Raw genomic sequence first — 22,714 nt, 5'->3', positions numbered from 1 at the left:
CATGCCCGCAAAAACCGCGCAGAACCAGGTCACGGCGACGGCCCTCGGGCCTTGGCCCGGGACCGATCCCGCGGAGGCCGCACGGATCATCCGTGGCGAACTGGGCAACCCGCATTTGCCTTTCTTGGCCGAGCTTCCGGACCGCGGCGTTGGTTCCGATGCCCTCGGCCGGACTGCTTCCCTGTTGGTTGAGCTGGCCATCGACGTGCAGCCCCACGGCTGGCGTTTGGTTGACCGCCCGGGGAAAGACCTGCGGCGTGCACGGTCCGCGCTTGCCACCGACATCAACGTCCTGGCTGACATTGCCGGTTCCGAAGAATCTTCGGCGGAGGCCCTGAAGGTTCAGCTGCGCGGTCCCATGAGCCTCGCAGCGGGCCTTTACCTGCACAACGGGGAGCGTGCCCTTCTTGACTACGGTGCCCGCAGGGACATCGCGGAATCCTTGGCCGCCGGCATCGCCGAGCACATAACGAGGGTCCGGGCCGCAGTGCCGGGAGCCGAAGTGGTGGTCCAAATCGACGAGCCGGACATTGCTTCGGTGTTGGCAGGTACCATTCCCACCGCGAGCGGCTACCGTACCCTGCGGTCCATCCCTGGCGAAGAGGTCACTGGCGCCTGGCGGCTGGTGATCGACGCTCTGCGGGCAGTCGGAGTGGCCGAGACAGTTGTGTCCGTTCCGGAGATCGAGGCACCCATCCAGCAAATCCTGGCCGCCGGAGCCGACGGCGTCGCCCTTCCGCTCAAGGCGCTCACCACGCGCCAATGGGAACAGATTGCGACGGCGGTAGAGGACGGCAAGCGCTTCTGGGCCGGCGCTCTGGCCACTGACAATCCGCGGGCAACCTTGCCACGGACCGCCGAGGTGGTGGACACCGTCTGGCGGCCTTGGCGCCAACTCGGATTACCGGCGTCGAGCTTGGGGGCCGTGCGTGTCACACCGTCGGACGGACTGGCCGGGTACTCGCCGTCGGGAGCCAAAGAGATCCTGACCCGCTTGACCCAGCTTGCTGATGGATTGAACCAGCTCGCCCTCGGCTAGCCGCTTCCCAACTTCTTTAGACCCGCTGTTCCCAGCGGTCCGGCTCGGCGTACCGGGGGAGCCCGACGGCGGCGGTGGCGGTCCGCGAGGCTGCCGCACCATCCGTCCAGGCCAGCGAGGGCACCAATCGGTAATTGAAGGAACCTGCGTAAACAAGGACCAGGCCGACGTGTTTCTGGAGCACCTTCACCTGGATCCGATGCTTGCCTTCCGCCGCATCCCACCATTGCTCCGCGTAGGCCTTCGCATCGAGGGCAACGGGCAAGGCCAGCCTCAGAGGACCCAGGAACAAGCGCGACGCGCCCGAGACGCCGCGAAGCCGCCCCTCCGGTGTGACATCCAAATCCAGCGCCGTGGCCAGCCGGCGGTACCGGCCCAGGTAGTCGATGAGCCGGGTGCCGCCGTCGTTGCCGGTTTCCGCGACCGTGGTGTCATGGAACAGGCGCGTACGCCCGGGAAAGAAAATTTCACGCCGCGCCGTGAGGCCGGACCGTCCGAACGGATCAAGATGTGCATGGTTTTCGATGCGGAACGGAATGCGCTCGCCGTACTCGGGGAAGAAGGCCTGTTCCCCGGCAACCGTGGCCAGGAGCGGCCGGAGCCATTTCTGCCGGCAGCCGACCACGTCGAACACACCCTCGCCGATTCCGTATGACCCGGACCCCGGCGCAAGCGAGAAATAGTCCTGGAGTTCAGGCTGCAGCTGCCGGAACTTGCTGCCCAGCGCCAACTCGTAGATCGGTGTGCTCATTGTGGTTTCCTCGGGTTGTGGGTGTTGGTTCATAGCTCAGTGCCTGTCTCGGCTATAGGCGGCCCGCAGCCTTCAGCCGAATGTACGCATCGGCCAGGCGTGGCGGTAGTTCAAGAGGCTCGGCGTCGACTACTTCTGCACCAAGCTGGCGCAGTTGGGCGCTGACTGCCTCACGGTCAAGGAGGGCCCGCTCGGCGGCCGAGGCACGGAAGACCTGGCTCGCCGTCGTGCGTTCCTCCTTCATTCGCCCCAACAGGGGGTCACGGACCGATGCAACCAATACGACGTGCTGCCTCACCAATTGCGCCACCAAGGGAATGAGTCCTTCCTCGGGGGCCCCGGCGTCGAGCGAGGTCAACAGCACCACCAGGGAACGGTGCGCGGAAATGGCCCGAACTTGGGCCGGGATCTGCGCCCAATCCATCTCGATCAGTTCGGCCTCCAGCGGCGCCATGGCCTGGACCAAGGAGCCGAGGAGGTTGCCTTTGGCTGCTGAGTCCACGCGCCCGCGGACGCGTCGATCGAACGCGAAGAAGTCCACGCGGTCTCCGCCTCGCTCTGCAAGCACCGCGAGCAGGAGGGCGGCTTCCATCCCGGTGTCCAGGCGGGGCTCGTCGTCGATGCGTGCTGCCGCCGTGCGAGAGGTGTCGAGCATGATCACGACGCGTCTGTCCCGTTCGGGGCGCCAAGTCCGGACGACGACGGCGGTGCGCCGCGCGGTCGCCCGCCAGTCGATGGAGCGCACGTCATCGCCCCGGACGTAGTCCCGGAGGGAATCGAACTCGGTGCCGGCTCCACGGATCTGGACCGCAGCCTTGCCGTCGAGTTCCCGCAGTTTCCGCAGCTTGGAGGGTAGGTGCCGCTTGGAGTGAAAAGGCGGCAGGACGCGCAGATGGCCGGGGAGAGACACAGTTCGTTGCCTCGCTGCCAGGCCGAGCGGTCCAAAGGAACGCAGCGTGACGTGCGGTGCCGTCAGGTCGCCACGCCGTGCGGGCCTGAGCCGGACTGACATTCGCCGCCGCTCACCAGCAGGGATCTCGACGCGCTGGACGGGGGTGATGGTCCCGGCGGAGGGTTGCCAGGCGTCGCGCACCAGCCCGCGGAATGTCCGGCGGTTGCCGTTCTCCAGCGTCAGTACAGATTCCGCCTCCGAGTGGAGCGTGACATTGCCCGGGTCCTGGCGCCGCAGGGCAACCTTGGAAGGCGATGCTGCCAGCAGGATGTCGGACAATGCCAGGGCCAACAGCACTGCCGAAATGAGCAGGACCGTACCCCACGCGGGGAACAGCACCAGGGGCGCCAACGCGGCGAATACCAGCAGCACAAAGCGGCCTGTGATCGCCATTCAGCACCCCTGGACGGGCTTGAGGAGCGGCACCATCAGCGCGGAACGGGGACAGAAGCAAGGATGCTGCCCAGGACATCGTCCACGTGGACGCCGTCCATCTGCGCTTCAGGGCGAAGCCCGACGCGGTGCCGCAGACATGGCAGGGACAGTGCCTTGACGTCGTCGGGGGTGACGAAGTTGCGTCCGGACAACCATGCCCAGGCACGCGAGGTGTTCAACAATGCAGTGGCGCCACGCGGGGAAACCCCCAACTGGAACGACGGAGCAGCGCGCGTCGCCCGGACGACGTCCACAATGTAGCCGAGGATCTCCGGGGCCACCGTGACCCCGGCCACGGCATCGCGGGCGTTTTGGAGTTCGACGGCGCCCGCCACCGGCCTGACTCCGGCTGCCAGCAGGTTGCGCGGATCAAAACCCTCCGAGTGCCTTCGGATCACTTCGATTTCCTCGGCGCGCCCGGGCAAGGGCATGGAGAGCTTAAGGAGGAAGCGGTCCAACTGGGCTTCCGGCAGAGGATAGGTGCCCTCGTATTCCACGGGGTTCTGCGTGGCGGCAACAATGAACGGCGATGGCAAGGGACGGGAAAGTCCGTCCACGGATACCTGGCGCTCCTCCATGGCCTCCAGCAGCGAGGCCTGGGTCTTGGGAGGCGTCCGGTTGATTTCGTCCGCCAGCATGATGTTGGTGAAGACAGGTCCTTCGCGGAAGGTGAATTCCGAGGTGTGCGAATCGTAGACGAGGGAGCCTGTGACATCGCCGGGCATGAGGTCCGGCGTGAACTGGACGCGTTTCGTATCCAGGCTGAGCGCGGTGGACAAGGCACGCACGAGCAGGGTCTTGGCAACCCCGGGTACGCCTTCCAGCAGGACGTGACCCCCGCAGAGCAACGCGATGAGCATGCCTGTCACCGTTGCATCCTGCCCGACGACGGCCTTGCCCACTTCGTGACGGACGTCCAGCAGGGCTTTGCGGGCGGGATCGGACTCCACAGAGTGCCGGACCGGCTGCTGCGCCGGTGGTCCCTGTGATGCCGGTCCTCCTGAGTAGCCGTAGTTCCCGTCGGTGAAGCTGTTTGCTTGATTGCTCATTGGGCTGTCGCCTCCTGCTCGAGTTTTTCGATGCTCTGTGCCCATCGGACCAGTTCGGATTCGGTGCCGGGCTGGTGGTCCAGCAGCATCCGGAGCTCCTGTGCCGGCCGGTCAACCTTTCGGGCCACCGCGTCAATGACGGCAGCTGCGCCAACCTCGGGGCCCAGCCGGAAGTGCCTGGCAAGCCTGGTCAGGGCGCCGGCCCGTAGATTGTCGGCTGCCCGGCCGACCGCCCGCGAGTCCTGGTACAACCGGGCGCGGCCTTCGGCCGTTTCTGCGGCCTTGACCACCACGGGCAACGGTTCGAACACGAGCGGACCGAGCCGCCGGCCGCGCCACAGCACGGCGAGCAGCGCGACGACCATCAGCCACAGGCCCAGAAAGCCCACCCACGGTGGCGCCAATTCATTGAGCGTGGGCGGCCTGCCTGCGGTGGGTACGTCTCCGAGTCCGGGGAGATACCAGACGAGATCCGGGGCAGGTCCAAGGGTGCGGAAGGCCAAGGCGGCGTTGCCCTCTTCCTGCAGCAGATCGTTGCTGATCATGGCCGCGCTGCCGAGAACCACCAGCCGCCCGTCCGCGCTGGCGGCGTACATCCCGCCGTCGGCGGTGCCCGGGCTGTAGCACGTCGCCTCGGCTCCCTTGTAAAGGAACCCGTTCTTGCCGGAGACACGGCCTGCGACGAGTGGATCCGCTTGGCGACATCCCGCGTCCAACGTTGCCGTGCCACTAGGAACCACGCCGGCGTGACGGATCCCGATGCCCAGTCCGGTCAGGGTCCGGGGGCCGGGAGACACCACCACCACGCGTCCGGCTGATTTCAGCAACACGTGCAATTGGGCAGAGTCGAGATAGCCGTCGCGGTCGTACAACAGGACGGTGGCGCCGGGTTTCCCTGCCAGGAACGCGGCTGTGGAGGCGAAGGAATCGGATTCCGTGACCGTCACTCCGTGCTGTCGGAGGACTTCGGCCGCTGCCATGGCCCCGTCCGGGGCCGGATTGCGGGCAGACAGGGGTGCCTTGTCCGTGTTGGCGGAATTTTGGGCCACGGTGAGGATGCCAAGCACCACGACAATTGCTCCGATGATGATCCAGGCGATATGGCGTCTCGACCAGCCAAGCAGTCGCGAGGTCCACTGGAGTCTCTGGGCGTCCTGGGCACCGTCCTGACCGTGTGTTCCGTCCGGCGCTCGGTCAGGGGTGCCACGTTCCTCGGCCTTGCCGGGAGCTGAAGTCATCGCGGTACCGCCAAACCGTTGCCTGCCTGACCGGCGAAATCAGGTTTCGTCGCCGACAATTCTGTGTCCAGTGCCAGAACGGCAGCGTGATCGGAAGAGGTGGCAGCAGCCTTGCCGTATTTCACCCCGTCGAAGAGTCTGGCCGCGTACTCAAGCCGCGAACCGGCGGTCGCGAAGGCGCGCCCTAATTGGACAGCCGCCTCGTCCGCGGTCCGGCCAGCTTGGGTATCAATGATCGCGCGGTCCTCAGCCGAGCGAACCACCGCGCGGAACTGCTCGACAACGGCCATCTGCCAGTCTTCGCGGCCTGCTGCGGCAGATGCCCGCGCGCGGAAAGTCTCGGCATTCACCGACGATGCATCGTCGAAAACCTCCGCAGATTCTTTCCGGCGGGCGTTGAGCCGCGGCCTGACCACGATCACGACAACCACGATGAGGACTACCGCCAACGCTCCAATCAGCAGCATGCCGATGTTCGGCCCGCCGATGAAATCGCCGTTCAGGGAACGGAGCCATTCGACGAACTGGTTCCACATCTCATCGATCCAACTGGGCTTGGCCGACGTGTATCGCGGCTTGGAGAGTTCCTCGACCGCCCATCGTTGGGCTTCCTCGCGGTCCGGGTCAACAGGAGGTTCGGAGGTAACGAGAAGAAAGGCACAAGGCGCGGATGCCGGAATCATCCTGTTGGCGAACCCTGGCCGGTCATTGGCGGCCACGATTGAGTGCCGACGTGAAGGGCCATGCTGCGGCCGGGAACGCCGTCGGGATCCTCTCCGGTCTCCAAAAGCCGCAGAAGCTCCACATCCAGTCCGTCACGTCGCATCCGCAAGTCCATGTAGATCAGCGCGGAGACGGAAGTTTCGAACGCGAAGCCAACTGCGCCTGTCAGGGCCCCAACCACGGAAGAGACCACCAACAGGACCACGGTTGTCGTAGTCACTTGTCCGACGCCCGGATGAGGCGAAAAGACGGCTGTCAATCCGCCGGATGCCAAGCTCAAGGGAATCTGGATGACCTGCGCGATAACTCCCACCATGAAGCCAACAAGCAGCGTGATGCCAAAGATCCGCCACCAATTCCTCGACGTAAGGGTCCACGAGCGACGAAGACCGGCGAAGACGCCGACTTCTTCTATGCTGACGGCGGCCGGGGCCACCATCAGCTTGGTGTAGACCCAGATATATACGACGACGGCTCCGAGTCCCAAAGGAAGGACCAGAAGCAGCCCGGCAGATCCCATGCCAGTCAAGATGAGGGCGGCCAGCACGAACAGGACCACGAAGAACAGCAATGAGCCGGCAAGCATGAGGAAACCAAGCCCCACAAGGGACCAGATACGTGAGCCGGCCAGGGACCACATTTGCTTGAACCCGGTTCGGCGGTTCAAGGCCGACCTCGCGACGGGGATTGCCATGACGCCTTGGAGGATGGAGGAAAGCACCATGGCGAGCAATGAGATACCCATGACTCCGGCGGCAACGCCGAGAACCGGGCCAAGGTACTGCATCGCTTCGGACTGGGTGGTGAAACCATCCACTGGAGGTTCGGCTATGCCGAGCATCCCGAATGTGGCCACCCCGCTCAAGACTCCCTTGATTGCCTGAACAACAAGTGCCGAACCGAACATGGTCTTGGCGTTCCGGCGGATCGTCTGGAAGGCGCCATCCATGATCTCGCCGAACATCAGCGGCCGGAGGGGCACGATTCCGGGTTTCGGGGGAGCGACATAGCGGGGCTGTCCATAGGGCGGCGGACCCCCCGCGGGCCAGCGCGGATCAACCGGGGTGCCCCACGATTGCCCCGGATACTGTGGCGCGCCCCATTGTGGCTGGGCGCCCCACGCCGACCGCGGTCCCTGTTCAGGCCGGTCGCCCGGATCTGGCTGTGACACGTTTTCCTCCCCAAAAGATGCGGCCCGCAGCAGTGCACGGACCCGGAAAGAGACCGTTCGCTCCAGCCTATAGTTCTGCAGTCCTGCCTCATAGCCCAATCCGCACGCCTTTTGCAGCGCGCCATGCCGTGATCCGGCTCAACGGGACAAAGGCTGGGCGATAAGGGAATATATAACTATGAAGGCACGCATCCTGGTAGTAGACGACGACGAAGCGCTGGCTGAAATGATCGGCATCGTGCTGCGGAACGACGGCTTCGACCCGGTGTTTTGCGCGGACGGAGGGCAAGCACTTGAAGTTTTCCGTTCTTCAAAGCCTGATCTGGTATTGCTTGACCTGATGCTGCCCGGTTCGGATGGCATCGAAGTGTGCCGGCAGATTCGTGGGGAGTCCGACGTTCCCATTGTCATGCTCACTGCCAAATCGGATACCTCCGATGTTGTCCGCGGCCTTGAATCGGGTGCCGATGACTACGTGCCAAAGCCCTTCAAACCGGCCGAACTCGTGGCACGGGTCCGCGCCCGGCTGCGCCCGGGAGACCAGAAAGCACCGGAGACCCTGCGGATCGCCGATGTCACCATCGATGTCGCGGGCCACTTGGTCACCCGCGGGGGAGAGCGGATTTCGCTGACACCCTTGGAATTCGACCTGTTGGTTGCCCTGGCGCGCAAGCCTTGGCAAGTCTTCACCCGCGAACTGCTCCTTGAGCAGGTGTGGGGCTACCGCCACGCTGCCGACACCCGGCTGGTCAACGTCCATGTCCAGCGGCTGCGGTCCAAGATCGAACGTGATCCGGAAGCCCCCGAAGTTGTATTGACGGTTCGTGGTGTCGGATATAAAGCAGGCTCCTGAGTCTTCGACCGGTGAGCCCGGCACTGACCAAGAGGCAGCATCGGCAAAGGTCAAACACCCCGTTGCAGGACATCCTGTCCCGGAACACACCGACGCCCGGGCACTAAACCTCCCCTGGATCCTGGAGCGTACTCGCATCTGGACCCGCCGCGCCCTGATCCTGGCACTGCGTGTGTCTCGGCTTGTGGTGACCGGACTTCGCCACATTCGTCCAGGAATCCGGTATTTGTGGCGCGCCCTGCTGCGCCGTTGGCGCCGCTCGCTTGAATTCAGGACCGTTGCCGTGACGATCGTGCTGTCGGTCGTTTCGTTTGCGGTGGTCGGGGCGTACCTCTCAAACCAAATAGCGAACAACCTGTTCCAGGAGCGTCTGAAGCAAGCCGAATCTGAGAGCCGCTACTACGTCAAGCAGGTCCAGGACACCTTCGACGGTTCACAGGCCAACGATCAATCAAGCGTCATCACGCTCGTCTACGACACCCTCAAGGCAGTCGAGGGCAACGGTTCGGTCATCCAGCGGCGATATGTCTTCGAAGCCATGCCCGAACAAACCAAGCCGCGCAACCGCTGGGTGGAATCGCGGGCGTCGGATCAATTGACGGTGCGCGTCATCCCCCCTGCGCTCCGCAAATCGGTCCAGGAATCGGGCAAGGACCAATACTGGGCTTCGACGGAGTTCCCGGTCGGCAACCAAGACCACCCTGGCATCGCCGTCGGGAACAAAGTCACCTTCAACGGCACCGTCTACGAGCTCTATCTCCTCTACGACTTGGATACCGCGCAACAAACGCTGGACGAGATCCAGAATGTCCTGTGGGCGGGTGGCGCCGCACTCATCCTGATGATCGGCGGGATTGCCTGGTACGTGACCAGGAACGTCGTGAGCCCGGTGAGCCACGCCGCCGTCGTCTCCGAGAAGCTGGCCGCCGGCCAGTTGCAGGAGCGAATGGTGGTCAAGGGTGAAGATGAGGTGGCGAGGCTGGGCGCTTCCTTCAACCACATGGCCGCGAGCCTGCAGGAACAAATTACGCAGTTGGCCACCCTGTCCCAGATGCAGCAGCGATTCGTTTCCGATGTGTCGCATGAATTGCGGACCCCCCTCACGACGGTCCGGATGGCAGCAGAGGTGCTGTTCGACGCGCGGGATGACTTCGACCCCATCAACAAACGCTCAGCCGAACTCCTCTACAACCAGGTGGAGCGCTTCCAATCCTTGCTCTCCGACCTGCTGGAGATTTCGCGCTTCGACGCCGGTGCTGCTGTCCTGGACTCCGAGCCGACCGACATACTCCAGGTGGTATCCCATGTCATCGACAGTGCCTCACCGGTCGCCGCGGAGTACGGCTCCGACGTGCGTCTCAACTCCCGCCACAAACGCATCATCGTGGACATGGATTCCCGCCGGATCGATCGCATTCTTCGGAACCTGCTGCTCAACGCCGTTGAACATGGCGAGGGGAAACCCGTCCATATATCTGTCGCAGCCAACCATGAAGCGGTTGCAGTCTCAGTGCGTGACTTCGGCATAGGGATGAGTCCGGCCGAGGCCGCGCGGGTATTCGATCGCTTCTGGCGTGCCGATCCCGCCCGTGCCCGGACAACCGGCGGAAGCGGCCTTGGACTTTCAATCGCAGCGGAGGACACCAAGCTCCACAATGGTTGGCTTCAGGCTTGGGGCCGCAAAGGATCTGGGTCCAACTTCCGCTTGACCTTGCCCCTCAAGAGGGGGGGCACCATTGTGAAATCCCCGTTGCAGCTTGAACCGGCGGATATCCACTTGCCCGGCGCCGCCCCCGAGCGCCAAATGCTCATCTTGGATGCGGGCGAGGCGCCGCCGGAGCAGGGTTCCACTAGCCCGCCGCCGAATGGCCCTTCGGCGATGCCCCCGGCGGTTCTTCCGGCATTGCCCCCGGCAGGCAAGGACGATGCCGACAAAACGGGGGGAACCGCACCATGAGTTTCCGACGCTCCTACTTGCCCCGACGCCGGTATCTGCTGAGGGCCACAATCGCCATTCTTGCGGTCCTCGTGGTAGTCCTCAGTTCCTGCGCGCAAATCCCACGGTCCGGGCCCGTGGGAAAGAGCAAGGACGAAAGTGCGGGCAACCCGAACGCTCCCGTCTTCTTCCCTCCGCCACCACACCCCGGAGCCAGCCCGGCGTCAATCATTGAAGACTTCTACGGCGCCGGCAGCGGGTACGAAGGCGACTATGCGGTGGCCCGTCAGTACCTTACGCAGTCGCTGTCCGTCAGCTGGAAGTCCGACAAGCGCACGCTCGTTTTCCGCAAGGCGACGGTCGTCAAAACCGGCGTGGAAAATGAGTTCAAGTACCAGCTCGACCTCGCTTACGCGGTCGACGCCGACGGCGTTGCCACGCAGTTTCCAGAAGGAACCACCGAGACAATTCCGGTGAGTTTGGAACAGGTCGACGGCGAGTGGCGGATCTCGGCGGTTCCGGACGGTACTGCGATCCCGGAAGAGACCTTCAAAGTCATCTATGCGGCCCAGCCCATCTATTTCTACGACCCTACGTTTACGTATGCGGTTCCGGACATCCGGTGGTTCATCAAGAAGAACACCGTCAAGGCGATGACCAGCGCCTTGCTTGCCGGGCCGGCGCCATACCTGCGGGGCGCCGTCGTCAGCGCTTTCCCATCGGGCATGAAACTGGCCAGGGAATCGGTGCCCGTTGTTTCGGGAGCCGCCCAAGTTGACCTGTCCGCGAAGGAGCTCGTCGAGGCCTCTGCCGAAGACAGGCAGCGCATGCAGAATCAGCTGGCGCTGACGTACCGCAGCCAGTCAGATGTGGTGAACGTGCAGCTCCGGGCTGACCAGGATCTTGTCCGGGTGGAAGACAATGGCTCGGTCCTGCCGCCGGTGCTGGAGAAGAGTGCACCTGCCCGTCAGATCGCAGTCAGCAACAATGAACTGGTGCGCTACGAGAACAACAGAATCTCGCCCCTCCCTGACATGCAGCCGGTGGCCGGACTCGACCCGAGAGCTCCCGCCGAGTCCCCGACATCCCAGGCGGTGGCCTTCCTCAACGACGCTGGAACCGTCCTTTATTCGATCATTCCGGGCCAGCCCGCCCGTCAGTTGACAACCAGGAGCACCCTGAGCCACCCCTCCTTCAGTCCGCAGGATTGGGTCTGGACGGCAGGGCCGGGAGCCAGCGGCGCCACCGAGGTCGTGGCATTCAAACCATCCAACGTTGCACAAGGCCAGCCTGTGCCCACGGTGACCATGACGCCGGCATGGCTGGCCGGACGCGTGGTGAGGGATTTCCGCATATCCCGCGAAGGAACGCGCGCACTGGTCATCTCCGAAATGAATGGCAAGTCAGCCGTGCAAGTGACCGGCATTGTCCGCAATCCCGACGGCACCCCAAAAGAGCTGACCGCCCCGATTAGCTTGATTTCTTCAGCCCCTGCCGATCAAGGGGTTTGGGTCAATTCCACGACCGTTGCCGTGATGAAGGCCTCATCCAGTCAAAACGTTGTTCCCGAGCTGCTGTCCCTGACATCCAGCCAGCCGCAGCTGTTGCCGGCTTGGCCGAGCCTGACCACTATCAGTGCCGGCAACGGGCCCGACCAGATATTTGGACAGTCGGCGGCCGGAGTCTTCCAGCGGGTGGGCAATGGCTGGGAACTGCAACTCAAGGGTCCGGTGGACCCGGCTTTCCCGGGCTAGTCGTCATTATCGTCAATTTCTCCCCATAGCCTGTTGTCCACATAGCCTGGTTATCCACATGCGCACATTCGGTGCTGTTGGGCGTGGGTGGGAAGCCGGATGCTTGGGGAATGGGGAACGACTACAGGCCCTGCCGCGCGCGTGATCCCGATCTTGTGCTCCGGGGCCGCGCTGCGCGTCATCGGGGATTTCATGCCGCCCGTTTGATGCGGCTCGCACAGGCCCTGGACGACGCCGTCACCGAGTTGCTGGCCGTTCTGGCTCCCGTGGAGTGTGTGTGCTGTGGTGCCGAGGACTCGGCTCTCTGCGGTGCCTGCGCGAGGCGGTTGCGTCTTTTATGCAAGCGCCCTTTCCGCGCTGAAGGGCAAGCGCCGGCCTTGCTCACGGTGGATGGTGCTGTGCTCTTGCCTGTTGTCGCGGCGGGCCACTATCGGGACGAACTTGCGCAGGTCCTGCTGTCTTTCAAGTATCTGGGCCAGGGACAGCTGGCTTCAACACTCGCCCCTGCTTTCGGGAAGGCCATCCGGGCAGCCGTTGGATACCGGGTAGATGTCTGTGTGGTTCCTGTTCCCAGCAGCAACGCAGCCTTCCGGCGCCGCGGATTCAGTCCGGTCCATCTCTTACTCGGTCATTTGCGGCGCCGGGGTGCCTTGCCAGGCCTGGAGGTGAAGGACGCGTTGAAGAAGGCGAACCCCGGGATAGCAGCGCAGACCCTCGTCCCTGCAATGCTGGCCAGGTTCCAAGATGTTGCGGACAGCATTGTGGAAAACGCCAGGCGTCGGGCCGAAGCTTTCCAACCGGCTGGTGACGCCCAACGGGCCGGCGTTAGGGTGCAGCGGCCAGGAAGCGGACAAAAGGGCCTGGGCCGCGGAGACCGTGCGCGCCGTGTCCGCGGCTCCATGACTGTCCGGCTGTTCCGGGGCCGGGCGTTGCAGGGCAGGGCATGCATCATCGTCGACGACGTCCTCACCACGGGAGCCACTCTCGCTGAAGCGGCCCGGGCAGTGACGGCCGCGGGCGGCACAGTGTGTGGCGCGGTTGTCCTTGCGGCCACTCGACCACCGGCCGGAAACGAGCTCCCCTAGGTGTCCCGGTTGCAAGCCCACACCGACTCAAACAAAAAATAAGTGACGAAAGGGTGAATTACCCGTGGCGATGAACTAACGTCGGTTATGGGTACCAAGAACAGATGTACCTGTCGATAGCGGCTCGGAAAGGGGCTCGACTGTCCGTCAGATCAGCCCCAAGAAGCGCCCTTATCGTGTCACCTGAGTTGTTTGGAGGGCACCATGGAGTTCATGATCAGCGGCCGTAATCTGACCGTTTCGGATCGCTTCCGCGAGTATGCAGGCGAGAAGATTTCAAAGATTGAATCGCTTGGGGACAAGGTCCAGAGGGTTGACGCGAAGGTTTCAAAGGAAACCAACCCGCGCCAGACACCGGGCCAACTCACGGTGGAAGTGACAGTTCTGGGCCGAGGCCCTGTGATCCGGGCCGAAGCGAGCGCCGCTGACAAGTTTGCCGCCTTCGATCTCGCCTATAGCAAGCTTCTGGAAAGACTCCGCCGCGCCAAGGACCGCAAGAAGGTCCACCATGGCCGCCACACGCCCAAAGCCGTCCGTGAGGCCACCGCGGCGCTCGAGCCCGCTAGTGCGAGCGAACCCATCTACGTAGAGGCCAGCAACCACCAGGAGCCAGCGACGCCACCGGTGGAGACTTCGCCCTACGACGTCGACAACGACATTCCCGCCGGCGATTCCCCGGTCCTGATTCGTCGCAAGGTCTTTCCCGCCGCTTCGCTCACCCTTGATGACGCGGTGGACAACATGGAATTGGTGGGCCACAATTTCTACCTGTTCGTGGACAAGGAAACCAACACCCCGTCGGTTGTCTATCGTCGCCGTGGCTGGACATATGGAGTAATCACCCTCGACTCCACGTGTGAACCAGGAGACGAAGTCGTGGAGGAAAAGATCCACGCTTACCGCTCGAATGACCAAGCTGCCACAGCCTAGGCAACATTCGTATCTCTCCCATGAAAGGACTGGCATGGCCGCTTCGCTGAGCCTGTTGCAGGCACGGCGGATTGCATTGGCAGCCCAAGGACTGGACAAGGAACGGCCCACCGGCCCCGTGACTTCACGGACGGTGGGCCGCACCTTTGCCCGGCTCCAGGCGGTGCAGATCGACTCCGTCAATGTTCTTTCACGCAGCCATTACCTCCCCTTTTTCTCCAGACTCGGCAACTATGACCGAAGCATCCTTCATGCGATGGCCGGGCGAAGTCCGCGGCGCATGATGGAGTACTGGGCGCACGAGGCCAGCTTCATCCGCCCGGAGCACTTTCAGGACCTGCTGCTCTGGCAAAACCGTTCCTGGGTCGGCGCGGCCCACCTGGAGAGCGGCATCCGCGAGGATATGGCTGGCCGTATCCTCGACACGCTCGCGAGCGGGCGCCCCATGACGGCCGCCCAATTGACCGCGCACTTGGGGCACGAGGAGGAACGGCAGCACGGCAACTGGGGTTGGAATTGGAACCTGGTCAAACGGGTTTTGGAGCACTTGTTTGAAGAAGGACTCGTCACGGCTGCGTCGAGGACGGAGCAGTTCGAGCGCCGGTACACCCTGACGTCGAGGGTTTTGCCACCGGGATTGCGTGCAGTCAACGGTCACTTGGGACGTTTCCGGGATGGGGACGCCGATTTGGCGGCGTCGGCCATGGACCGGCTGATCGACGCCGCAGCCCGGGCCCATGGCATCGGAACAATCCGTTGCTTCGCCGATTACTTCAGGACGCCGGTGAAGGCTGCCGCGGCATCGCTCAGCAGGCTCGTTGCCGCCGGGCGCCTGGAGCCGGTCACGGTGCGTGGCTGGGACCGGGCGGTGTATCGGCACATGGGGGCCCGACTTCCCCGCACTGCTACCGGCCGGGCGCTGCTCAGCCCGTTTGACTCCCTGGTTTTTGAGCGCAGGAGGCTTGAGGAACTGTTCGGATTCCATTACCGGATCGAAATCTACACACCCGCGGAGAGGCGTAAGTTCGGCTACTACGTCCTGCCGTTCCTCCTCCGCGATGCTCTGGTCGCCCGTGTAGACCTCAAAGCCGACCGCTCTGCCAAGCAGCTTCTGGTGCGTGCCGCACATGGTGAATCGGACGCTCCGGCGGACACCGCCGTCGAGCTCTTCGCGGAGCTGCGGCTCATGGCCGATTGGCTCGGGCTCGACGACGTCGTCGTGTCACCGAGCGGCGATCTCTCCTCGGCGCTGGCCTCGGTAGCGGCCCGAAACTGAATTCTGCCGGTGTCCCCAACCGCGGGACGACGCCCGGCTCTCAGCTCTCAGGGAAACGAGGCCGCGTGGTCATGGTCTCTCCCGTAGACTGAAACCGCCAGAATTCGGCAGCTTGAGACTGGGAGCAACTTTACGTGGCATCACTTATCGAAAAACTTCTCCGCACGGGTGACAAAAAAACCCTGAGGCAACTGCGGACCTATGCCGATTCCATCAACGCCCTCGAAGACTCTTTCAAGACCTTCTCCGACGCCGAATTGCGCGAAGAGACCGACAGGCTCCGTGCCCGTCACGAGGACGGTGAGCAGCTCGACGAGCTCTTGCCGGAGGCGTTCGCGGCTGTGCGTGAAGCCTCTTCCCGCACGCTCGGGATGCGTCACTTCGATGTCCAGCTCATGGGTGGGGCCGCCCTTCACCTTGGCAATATCGCCGAGATGAAGACCGGTGAAGGCAAGACCCTCGTAGCCACTGCTCCCGCCTACCTCAATGCCCTCACAGGCAACGGTGTCCACGTCGTCACAGTCAACGATTACCTCGCCGAATACCAGTCCGAACTCATGGGCAGGGTCTACCGTTTCCTGGGTCTCAGCAGCGGGTGCATCCTGTCCAACCAGGATCCATCAGTGCGCCGGCAGATGTACGCGGCGGACATCACGTATGGCACCAACAACGAATTCGGTTTCGATTACCTGCGCGACAACATGGCGTGGGACAAGTCCGAGCTCGTACAGCGCGGCCACAACTTCGCGATTGTCGATGAAGTGGACTCCATCCTCATCGACGAGGCCCGTACCCCGCTCATTATTTCCGGACCTGCCCAAGGTGACACCAACCGCTGGTACAGCGAATTCGCCAAGGTCGTGCTGCGCCTCCAGCCGGAGACCGACTACGAAGTCGACGAAAAGAAACGCACCGTCGGTGTCCTTGAAGCCGGCATCGAGAAGGTTGAAGACTACCTCGGCATCCAGAACCTCTACGAATCCGCCAATACACCGCTCATTGGCTTCTTGAACAACGCCATCAAGGCCAAGGAGCTCTTCAAGCGGGACAAGGACTACGTCATCCTGGACGGCGAAGTCCTCATTGTTGATGAGCACACCGGCCGCATCCTGGCCGGACGGCGTTACAACGAAGGCATGCACCAGGCGATTGAGGCCAAGGAAAACGTGGAGATCAAGGCTGAGAACCAGACCCTCGCCACGGTGACGCTGCAGAACTACTTCCGCATGTACTCCAAGCTCTCGGGCATGACCGGTACAGCTGAGACCGAAGCAGCCGAGTTCATGAGCACGTACAAGCTTGGAGTGGTGCCCATTCCCACTAACCGGGATATGCAGCGCATCGACCAGTCGGACCTCGTTTACAAGAACGAAATCGTGAAGTTCGAGGCCGTCGTCAAGGACATCGCGGAACGCCACGAAAAGGGCCAGCCCGTCCTCGTTGGCACCACCAGCGTGGAGAAGAGCGAATACCTTGCCAAGCTGTTGGCCAAGGAAGGCATCCGCCACGAAGTCCTGAACGCGAAGAACCACGCACGCGAAGCCGCCATCGTCGCTCAGGCGGGACGCAAAGGCGCAGTCACGGTCGCTACCAACATGGCCGGCCGTGGCACTGACATCATGTTGGGCGGCAACGCCGAGTTCACCGCCATCGCCGATCTGGCAAGGCGCGGCCTGGACCCCGAGGAGAATTCTGAGGAATACGAGGCGGCGTGGCCTGAGGCGTTTGACGCCGCAAAGCAGGCAGTCAAGGACGAGCATGAGGAAGTGCTTGAACTTGGCGGGCTCTATGTATTGGGAACGGAGCGTCACGAATCCCGTCGAATCGACAACCAGCTCCGCGGACGCTCGGGCCGCCAAGGTGACCCAGGTGAGTCCCGTTTCTACCTCTCGCTGACCGATGACCTGATGAGGCTCTTCAACTCCGGTGCCGCCGAGCGCCTCATGAACAGCTCCGTGCCGGACGACGTCGCCCTCGAATCCAAGCTCGTGTCCCGTGCAATCGCTTCGGCCCAGGGCCAGGTTGAAGGGCGAAACGCCGAGCAGCGCAAGAACGTCCTCAAGTACGACGACGTCCTGAACCGCCAGCGTGAAGCCATTTATGGCGACCGACGGAGGATCCTCGAGGGAGACGACCTGCACGAAAAGGTCCAGTTCTTCCTGGAAGACACCATCAATGCCCTGATCGATGCCGCAACTGCGGAGGGAACCGGCGACGATTGGGACTTCCACCAGCTGTGGACCAACCTCAAGACGCTGTACCCGGTGACGGTCCCGTCTCAGGACATCATTGACGAAGCCGGTGGAAAGTCCCGCGTTTCCGTGGAATTCCTCAGGAACGAGATCCTTTCGGACGCCCAGCTCGTCTACAAGGAGCGGGAGGAAGCCATCGGCTCGGAGAACATGCGCGAGCTGGAACGCAGGGTTGTCCTCTCGGTCCTCGGACGCAAGTGGCAGGAACATCTCTATGAGATGGACTACCTCAAAGAGGGCATTGGCCTTCGTGCTATGGCCCAAAGAGATCCCCTGGTCGAGTACCAGCGCGAAGGGTTCATGATGTTCCAGAGCATGATGGAGGCCATCCGCGAGGAGAGCGTCGGCTTCCTCTTCAACCTGGAAGTCGAAGTCACGCCGGCCGAAGACGTCGTGGTCGTGGATGGCAGCCCCGAAGGCGTTCACGTGGAACATCACGATCCGCAAATCCACGCGGCCGGCCTCGAAGCTCCGGAGAAGCCCGTTCAACTGCAGTACACGGCGCCCGGTGAAGACGGCGCAAGCCAGACCCGGGTAGAAGGTCGGTCCTCGGGACGCTCAGGCAATCCCGCCAAGGCCGCTGCCGAAGACAAGCAGCGCGGGGCCAGCAAGAAAAGGCGTCGCTAACCCGATCGTTGCAAGGCACACGGAGCTGACAGCCACATGTGACTGCCAGGCACACACTGCGAAACGGAGAAGGACCGGAACACCGCTTCCGGTTCTTCTCCGTTTCCCGTGCCGTTCTTGGCGCAGTTCGCCTCAGCCAATTTCAAGGGCAGTGACCTTCCACACGCCATTGCTTCCTTCAAGCCTCATGGCTACGGCGCGGGAGCGTAGTTCTTCAGAGACGACCAAGCTGGCCTCGTACACGCCTTCCTTCACGGCGCAGACACGAACCGAGCGGACCACCGGATTGCGGTGAAGCCGGGACCGCCCAGCCTGGACGCGGACCGCATGGGCGCGCGTCAGAGCGGCCCGGTGCTGGAGCGCCGTGAGGCATCTGGGGTCCAGGGATCGCGAGAGCTGCTGGGCAGGACGCGTGCCGGCAAGGACTTCGACCGCGGCTTGGGCGATGCTGCGGGCCAGCGTGCGCATTTCCCCATCAAGACTGACCACGTCGGCCATTTTGCGGGCAGAAGACAGCCCCTTACCGGACGAACTGCCTACCCGGTCTTTGGGGCGCGATGAGACCGCGAGTGAAGGAGGAACCATTCGTGGCGAAGTCACCTTCCGGGGCGTATCGGGCAGGGTATGGATAGCTGATGTTGCGCTCATGGATTTCCTCGGTTGAATCGGTCGGTTGCTAATGGATGGCGGGTTGGCTGCGGAAGGTGTGATCCGGGCGCTTTAGCCACGGGGCGGTGGTTGGAGGATCTGACCCGGGACGAGGAGCCCAGGGTCGTCACCGATGACATGTCGGTTTGCGGCGTACCACTTTGGCCAGTGGAGGGCAATGTCGACGTCGCTGGCCATCGGGCCAAGCTGCCGCGCGGCAATTGACCACAGTGAATCTCCCCGGCTCACCACTACCGTGCGCTGACTTGGCGAGGCTGGCTTTTCCGCCGTGCGCTGCGGTACGGAGCCCAGGAGACCCGGCTCTGTAGCAGGCGCTCGGGGTTGCCAGCCCGGTTCGATCTTCGAAGGATCGGACTCAATCGATGGCAGGGTGGAATGGTGTGTAGAGGGGACTGGGGCTGGTGCCCACTGGGCGGAAGTCGCGCTGGATGGCGTTGTCCCGCCATCCGGGCTCCACGCAGGTTCAACCGGTGCCGGTGTCGCATTCGCCAGCGGAATTCCCACGAGGTTTAAGCCGAGAATTGCCACAGCCAGCCTGCGCATGAAGGCGGGGCTGAGCTTTGCGGGGGTGCTGGCGCGGCGGCCCTTGCCCGATTGCTGGAGGACCGCGGCAGCAACGGCCAGGAGAAATGCCGCAATCCACCAAGCGACGATGGCTAGACCGGCACCTGTTGCAACAAATCCCAGGAGATCTTCAAACATGGGTGTCTGGTGACGCCCTGCTGCAACGTGCAATCGGTCAGTCAAGATCAGTCCGGTGGCAGCGAGCGAAACTCCGAGAATCAGAATGGTCGCTGCCATTGCAGCGTCGTTCCGGATGGTGCTCATGGTCTGTTCCACGGGTTCCCCTTACCCAATTGATGTCATTTGATGCAGTTTGATAAATCTTGAACCATTTTGATCATATAAAGCGCCACTTGTCTAGAAGTTGAGTGTCGACAATGGAAAATTTGACCCGCAGAGGTTGCCCGCCTACGCTGACGCAATGCGTTGGGATGCTCTGTTTGAAGACATGGAGGCGCAATTAGCCTCTGAACACCTGCTGGGACTTGAGTCCGAGATCTCAGAGCGGGCCCGGGTGGAGATCGCCGGAATCGAGGTCTCTGACAGGTTGCGTGGAGCAATCGGCCGGAGGATTGATGTGAAGCTTCGCTCGGGGACGCTTGTGTCCGCGGCCCTGAGCCATGTCGGGAGCGAGTGGCTCGTCCTGGACGAGGGTCGCCACCAGTGGCTGGTGCCGTTGGCGGCAGTACTGACGTATCAAGGTCTTGGCCGCCAAGCGCAGGCAAGCCAATCAAAGGCGGCGCAACGCCTTGGCTTGGCCAGCGCACTCCGGATGCTGGCCCGGAACAGGTCGGAACTGGCAGTCCATCTGCTCGAGTCGACGTCGGGAGAGACGGCAATGCACGGCGTCGTTGACCGCGTGGGCAAGGACCACTTTGATCTCGCCGTCATGATGCCGGGCGAAGTGCGCCGGTCCGGCAATGTTGTTTCCGTGGCGACAGTTCCGTTCCAGTCCCTTGCCGCGCTGCGTTCACTGAGGGGCCAAGACCTCTAGCTCGGGCGGCGACTCTCCGGCGCCTTCATCCCTTCGGTGCTTGAGCAGCCTTTGGTGCTTGGGAGTTTTGGGCGCTTGCCGGAGGTCAGGAGGACTTGGACTTAGCCTCTTGGATCATCCTGCTGGCCTCGGCATAGCGTTCCTCGATGTACTGCTCCAGCATCTTTTCTTCGACGCGCCACTGACCCCTGCCGCCCACCTGTATGGCTTTGAGTTCTCCGCTTCGGACCAAGGCATATGCCTGCGGAGAGTTGATTTGAAGCTGTTCGGCAACATCAGCCAGGGTGAGGAATCGGGGCATGCCTCTATTTTGCCACTCTTGAATCCATTTGCTGAGGTTATCCACAGTTTGACGTGATTTGAAGCACTTGACTTTTGGAATCTGCCTGTATGCCGTCAGAATGGGGGCCACTGATGGCTACGGCCGACGAACTACGCAATTTGGGGAGCAGGGTGAGTGCAACTACCGTGGCCGCTGCAGCGCGGCTCAAGAAACCGTCATGGAGGGATCCGCGCCTTTTGGTAGGGATTCTATTGGTCCTGGCATCGTTGGCTGGAGTCATCGCCCTCGTTGGAACCGCGGACCGCACCATCCAGGTGTATGCGGCGCGGGAGCCGATTGCCGTGGGTCAGAGAGTCAGCAAGGGCGATCTTGCGATCGTAAAGGTGCGGCTCGACGACGTCGAGTCCAGCTACGTGACTCTGGCGGATGGCCTGCCCGAAGGGAGGGTCGCCGTCCAACGAATCGCCAAGAACCAACTTGTGCCGCAGGAAAGCCTGGGAGCGGCCGATACCCTGAACCGCAAGCCTGTTGCGATCTCGATTCAGGAGTCCCTGCCTTCCCAGGCTGTGGCTGGATCCCGCGTGGACGTCTGGGTTTCGCTCCCCGACGCTCGCAACGGCTTCGGCACGCCGCAACTATTGTTGCCCAGCGCGGAAATCGCCCAGGTTACCGAGGGCGCTTCCACGCTCGGAGCGTCCAAGGAGAAGGTAGTGCTGGTACTTGTGACCGATGAGCAGATGCCGAAACTTCTTGGCGCACAGGCGAACAAAGCGAAGGTTGCCGTGGTGTGGAACCCGGGCGGTGGCGGCAAATGAATATCCCCATTGTCACCGTCGGGCAGTCACGGGAAGATTTGGTCGGGGGACTCGAGCGGCTCCATGGGCCGGTAACGGTCGTCCGCCGGTGTGGTGAACTCGCCGAACTGCTGGCCGCGTGCCAAAGCGGTCTCGCGCGTGCAGCGGTCGTAGCCGAAGGTACTGAGGAGCTGACGGCGTCGCTGGTCGACCGACTGGCGGCCGTCGGCGTGTCCATTGTTGCCCTGAGCGACGACTCGGCGGAGGTGGCCCGCCTGCGCAGTATCGGCGTCGTGACAGCGTCGTTAGAGGTGGATTCGGCGACGCTGGCTTCCAATATTTTCGATTCAGTAGACGAACTGTCCGCGCAGGGGAATCGACGCGCAGGGGAGCGGGATTCCGGTTATGCGGACACCGCCGCGGAACTTCGCGCCTCCGATGTTGAGGAAGAAGCCGCACTCGTGCCTGCAGGGGCCGGCCGGATCATCGCGGTCTGGGGACCCGCGGGAGCGCCGGGCCGAACGCTTGTGGCCATCAACATCGCCGCAGAACTCGCGGCCGAAGGCAAGCCGGTGATCCTTGTTGATGCGGACAGCTATGGGGCCAGCGTCGCGGCCTCGTTGGGCCTGCTGGACGAATCCGCCGGGTTGGCGCAGGCCTGCCGGTTGGCCGACCAGGGGTTTCTGGACGCCGAATCCCTCAAACGGATAGCCGCGCCTGTCTTCACCAGGTCGGGGAGCTTCCGCGTTCTCACAGGCATCACGCGTGCGGACCGGTGGACTGAACTCCGTGCCTCTGCCCTCTCCTCGGTGCTCGAGCACGCCAAGGACATTGCCGACATCGTTGTGGTCGATGCAGGATTTTGCCTCGAGGCCGATGAGGAACTCAGTTTCGACAGCATGGCACCCCGGCGCAATGCCGCTACTCTCCGCAGTATCGAATTGGCGGACACCGTTTACGCGGTGGGCGCAGCTGATGCCATCGGGATTCCACGCCTCGTGCGTGGCCTCGCAGAGCTCGAACGGGCAGTCCCGCAGGCGGCTCCCCTCGTGGTTTTGAACAAGGTCCGGGCAGCATCTGCAGGCCGGTCACCTGAACGCGAGCTTCGCGACGCATGGGAGCGGTACGGACCTGGCTCTGGCATCGAGGTGTTCCTTCCGTCCGACACGGAAGCCTGTGACGCCGCATTGCTATCCGGTGCCGTGCTCCTCGAAGCAGCGCCCGAATCCGACTTGCGGCACGCAATCGCCCGACTGGTCTGTGCACCTGGCCAGCAAAATGGCAAATCCTCTGTCATTTATTCCAGAGCAAGGCGACGGCTAAAGCGTTAGGCTCGCCA

Annotated in this window: 20 protein-coding genes; 11 read left to right on the top strand and 9 right to left on the bottom strand. The window is 63.0% G+C overall.

Going from position 1 to position 22,714, the window contains the following annotated elements; genetic code table 11:
• The first annotated feature begins 1 nt into the window (after window position 1).
• Entirely contained in the window at window positions 2-1,039 is a 1,038-nt protein-coding gene (locus LFT43_RS13705) for a hypothetical protein (RefSeq protein ID WP_395797610.1), read from the top strand.
• Window positions 1,040-1,055: 16 nt separating this feature from the next.
• On the opposite strand, the gene LFT43_RS13700 is transcribed toward LFT43_RS13705, so the two are convergent.
• Genes LFT43_RS13700 through LFT43_RS13675 form a run of 6 tightly spaced genes read right to left on the bottom strand, consistent with a single transcriptional unit; the run spans window position 1,056 to window position 7,169 of the window.
• Window positions 1,056-1,790 (bottom strand): DUF4166 domain-containing protein, encoded by a 735-nt coding sequence (locus tag LFT43_RS13700; protein ID WP_395797608.1) that lies wholly within the window; start codon window positions 1,788-1,790, stop codon window positions 1,056-1,058.
• A gap of 52 nt (window positions 1,791-1,842) precedes the next feature.
• The gene (locus LFT43_RS13695; RefSeq protein ID WP_395797606.1) at window positions 1,843-3,135 is read right to left on the bottom strand and encodes a DUF58 domain-containing protein; all 1,293 of its coding nucleotides are present in this window, start codon (window positions 3,133-3,135) and stop codon (window positions 1,843-1,845) included.
• Between the two features lie 35 nt (window positions 3,136-3,170).
• Window positions 3,171-4,226 (bottom strand): AAA family ATPase, encoded by a 1,056-nt coding sequence (locus LFT43_RS13690; protein ID WP_395797604.1) that lies wholly within the window; start codon window positions 4,224-4,226, stop codon window positions 3,171-3,173.
• The gene (locus LFT43_RS13685; RefSeq protein ID WP_395797602.1) at window positions 4,223-5,464 is read right to left on the bottom strand and encodes a DUF4350 domain-containing protein; all 1,242 of its coding nucleotides are present in this window, start codon (window positions 5,462-5,464) and stop codon (window positions 4,223-4,225) included. Before LFT43_RS13685 ends, LFT43_RS13690 begins: the two co-directional genes overlap by 4 nt.
• Window positions 5,461-6,147, bottom strand: coding sequence for a DUF4129 domain-containing protein (locus LFT43_RS13680; protein WP_395797600.1), 687 nt, complete (start codon window positions 6,145-6,147; stop codon window positions 5,461-5,463). Before LFT43_RS13680 ends, LFT43_RS13685 begins: the two co-directional genes overlap by 4 nt.
• The gene (locus LFT43_RS13675; RefSeq protein WP_395797598.1) at window positions 6,144-7,169 is read right to left on the bottom strand and encodes a hypothetical protein; all 1,026 of its coding nucleotides are present in this window, start codon (window positions 7,167-7,169) and stop codon (window positions 6,144-6,146) included. The genes LFT43_RS13680 and LFT43_RS13675 overlap by 4 nt, the downstream gene beginning before the upstream one ends.
• Window positions 7,170-7,536: 367 nt before the next feature.
• On the opposite strand from LFT43_RS13675, the gene mtrA reads away from it, so the two are divergent.
• The 7 genes from mtrA to secA all read left to right on the top strand — a co-directional run bounded on the left by mtrA (window position 7,537) and on the right by secA (window position 18,071).
• The gene (gene mtrA, locus LFT43_RS13670) at window positions 7,537-8,211 is read left to right on the top strand and encodes an MtrAB system response regulator MtrA (protein WP_184736948.1); all 675 of its coding nucleotides are present in this window, start codon (window positions 7,537-7,539) and stop codon (window positions 8,209-8,211) included.
• The gene (mtrB, locus tag LFT43_RS13665) at window positions 8,183-10,168 is read left to right on the top strand and encodes an MtrAB system histidine kinase MtrB (protein ID WP_395797596.1); all 1,986 of its coding nucleotides are present in this window, start codon (window positions 8,183-8,185) and stop codon (window positions 10,166-10,168) included. The genes mtrA and mtrB overlap by 29 nt, the downstream gene beginning before the upstream one ends.
• Window positions 10,165-11,901: an LpqB family beta-propeller domain-containing protein gene (locus LFT43_RS13660; protein WP_395797594.1), complete on the top strand. Its 1,737-nt coding sequence runs from the start codon at window positions 10,165-10,167 to the stop codon at window positions 11,899-11,901. The genes mtrB and LFT43_RS13660 overlap by 4 nt, the downstream gene beginning before the upstream one ends.
• 206 nt (window positions 11,902-12,107) lie before the next feature.
• On the top strand, window positions 12,108-12,986 hold the full coding sequence (locus LFT43_RS13655) for a ComF family protein (RefSeq protein WP_395797592.1): 879 nt from the start codon (window positions 12,108-12,110) through the stop codon (window positions 12,984-12,986).
• Window positions 12,987-13,190: 204 nt separating this feature from the next.
• Entirely contained in the window at window positions 13,191-13,916 is a 726-nt protein-coding gene (gene hpf / locus LFT43_RS13650) for a ribosome hibernation-promoting factor, HPF/YfiA family (protein WP_395797590.1), read from the top strand.
• 34 nt (window positions 13,917-13,950) lie between these two features.
• On the top strand, window positions 13,951-15,192 hold the full coding sequence (locus tag LFT43_RS13645) for a winged helix-turn-helix domain-containing protein (RefSeq protein ID WP_395797588.1): 1,242 nt from the start codon (window positions 13,951-13,953) through the stop codon (window positions 15,190-15,192).
• Between the two features lie 134 nt (window positions 15,193-15,326).
• Window positions 15,327-18,071 (top strand): preprotein translocase subunit SecA, encoded by a 2,745-nt coding sequence (secA, locus tag LFT43_RS13640; protein WP_395797586.1) that lies wholly within the window; start codon window positions 15,327-15,329, stop codon window positions 18,069-18,071.
• A gap of 132 nt (window positions 18,072-18,203) precedes the next feature.
• Here the strand turns inward: secA and LFT43_RS13635 are convergent, their stop codons facing one another.
• Both LFT43_RS13635 and LFT43_RS13630 read right to left on the bottom strand, forming a co-directional pair.
• Entirely contained in the window at window positions 18,204-18,719 is a 516-nt protein-coding gene (locus tag LFT43_RS13635; protein ID WP_395797584.1) for an Rv3235 family protein, read from the bottom strand.
• Window positions 18,720-18,791: 72 nt separating this feature from the next.
• The gene (locus LFT43_RS13630; protein ID WP_395797582.1) at window positions 18,792-19,568 is read right to left on the bottom strand and encodes a LysM peptidoglycan-binding domain-containing protein; all 777 of its coding nucleotides are present in this window, start codon (window positions 19,566-19,568) and stop codon (window positions 18,792-18,794) included.
• Window positions 19,569-19,725: 157 nt separating this feature from the next.
• Between LFT43_RS13630 and LFT43_RS13625 the strand changes: the two genes are divergently transcribed.
• Window positions 19,726-20,298: a hypothetical protein gene (locus tag LFT43_RS13625; RefSeq protein WP_395797580.1), complete on the top strand. Its 573-nt coding sequence runs from the start codon at window positions 19,726-19,728 to the stop codon at window positions 20,296-20,298.
• 85 nt (window positions 20,299-20,383) lie between these two features.
• Here LFT43_RS13625 and LFT43_RS13620 read toward each other — a convergent pair whose 3' ends face one another.
• Complete coding sequence (locus LFT43_RS13620) at window positions 20,384-20,599, bottom strand: helix-turn-helix domain-containing protein (protein WP_268021148.1); 216 nt, start codon at window positions 20,597-20,599, stop codon at window positions 20,384-20,386.
• A gap of 152 nt (window positions 20,600-20,751) precedes the next feature.
• On the opposite strand from LFT43_RS13620, the gene LFT43_RS13615 reads away from it, so the two are divergent.
• Both LFT43_RS13615 and LFT43_RS13610 read left to right on the top strand, forming a co-directional pair.
• Window positions 20,752-21,396 (top strand): SAF domain-containing protein, encoded by a 645-nt coding sequence (locus LFT43_RS13615; RefSeq protein ID WP_395797577.1) that lies wholly within the window; start codon window positions 20,752-20,754, stop codon window positions 21,394-21,396.
• Window positions 21,393-22,706, top strand: coding sequence for a CpaE family protein (locus tag LFT43_RS13610; RefSeq protein WP_395797575.1), 1,314 nt, complete (start codon window positions 21,393-21,395; stop codon window positions 22,704-22,706). The genes LFT43_RS13615 and LFT43_RS13610 overlap by 4 nt, the downstream gene beginning before the upstream one ends.
• Window positions 22,707-22,714: the final 8 nt, after the last annotated feature.

The sequence above is a fragment of the Arthrobacter sp. FW306-04-A genome, from assembly GCF_044358315.1.
Lineage (GTDB): Bacteria > Actinomycetota > Actinomycetes > Actinomycetales > Micrococcaceae > Arthrobacter.
This window is presented reverse-complemented; position numbering and strand designations above follow the sequence as displayed.

What these genes read in the sequence shown, in the direction of transcription:
- LFT43_RS13610 (WP_395797575.1), top strand. Translation starts at nt 21,393, where the DNA reads ATGAATATCCCCATTGTCACCGTCGGGCAGTCACGGGAAGATTTGGTC.
- LFT43_RS13660 (WP_395797594.1), top strand. Translation starts at nt 10,165, where the DNA reads ATGAGTTTCCGACGCTCCTACTTGCCCCGACGCCGGTATCTGCTGAGG.
- LFT43_RS13685 (WP_395797602.1), bottom strand. Translation starts at nt 5,464, where the DNA reads ATGACTTCAGCTCCCGGCAAGGCCGAGGAACGTGGCACCCCTGACCGA.
- LFT43_RS13645 (WP_395797588.1), top strand. Translation starts at nt 13,951, where the DNA reads ATGGCCGCTTCGCTGAGCCTGTTGCAGGCACGGCGGATTGCATTGGCA.
- LFT43_RS13680 (WP_395797600.1), bottom strand. Translation starts at nt 6,147, where the DNA reads ATGATTCCGGCATCCGCGCCTTGTGCCTTTCTTCTCGTTACCTCCGAA.
- LFT43_RS13695 (WP_395797606.1), bottom strand. Translation starts at nt 3,135, where the DNA reads ATGGCGATCACAGGCCGCTTTGTGCTGCTGGTATTCGCCGCGTTGGCG.
- LFT43_RS13635 (WP_395797584.1), bottom strand. Translation starts at nt 18,719, where the DNA reads ATGAGCGCAACATCAGCTATCCATACCCTGCCCGATACGCCCCGGAAG.
- LFT43_RS13625 (WP_395797580.1), top strand. Translation starts at nt 19,726, where the DNA reads ATGCGTTGGGATGCTCTGTTTGAAGACATGGAGGCGCAATTAGCCTCT.
- LFT43_RS13630 (WP_395797582.1), bottom strand. Translation starts at nt 19,568, where the DNA reads ATGAGCACCATCCGGAACGACGCTGCAATGGCAGCGACCATTCTGATT.
- LFT43_RS13700 (WP_395797608.1), bottom strand. Translation starts at nt 1,790, where the DNA reads ATGAGCACACCGATCTACGAGTTGGCGCTGGGCAGCAAGTTCCGGCAG.
- LFT43_RS13620 (WP_268021148.1), bottom strand. Translation starts at nt 20,599, where the DNA reads ATGCCCCGATTCCTCACCCTGGCTGATGTTGCCGAACAGCTTCAAATC.
- LFT43_RS13705 (WP_395797610.1), top strand. Translation starts at nt 2, where the DNA reads ATGCCCGCAAAAACCGCGCAGAACCAGGTCACGGCGACGGCCCTCGGG.
- mtrA (WP_184736948.1), top strand. Translation starts at nt 7,537, where the DNA reads ATGAAGGCACGCATCCTGGTAGTAGACGACGACGAAGCGCTGGCTGAA.
- hpf (WP_395797590.1), top strand. Translation starts at nt 13,191, where the DNA reads ATGGAGTTCATGATCAGCGGCCGTAATCTGACCGTTTCGGATCGCTTC.
- LFT43_RS13690 (WP_395797604.1), bottom strand. Translation starts at nt 4,226, where the DNA reads ATGAGCAATCAAGCAAACAGCTTCACCGACGGGAACTACGGCTACTCA.
- LFT43_RS13655 (WP_395797592.1), top strand. Translation starts at nt 12,108, where the DNA reads ATGCGGCTCGCACAGGCCCTGGACGACGCCGTCACCGAGTTGCTGGCC.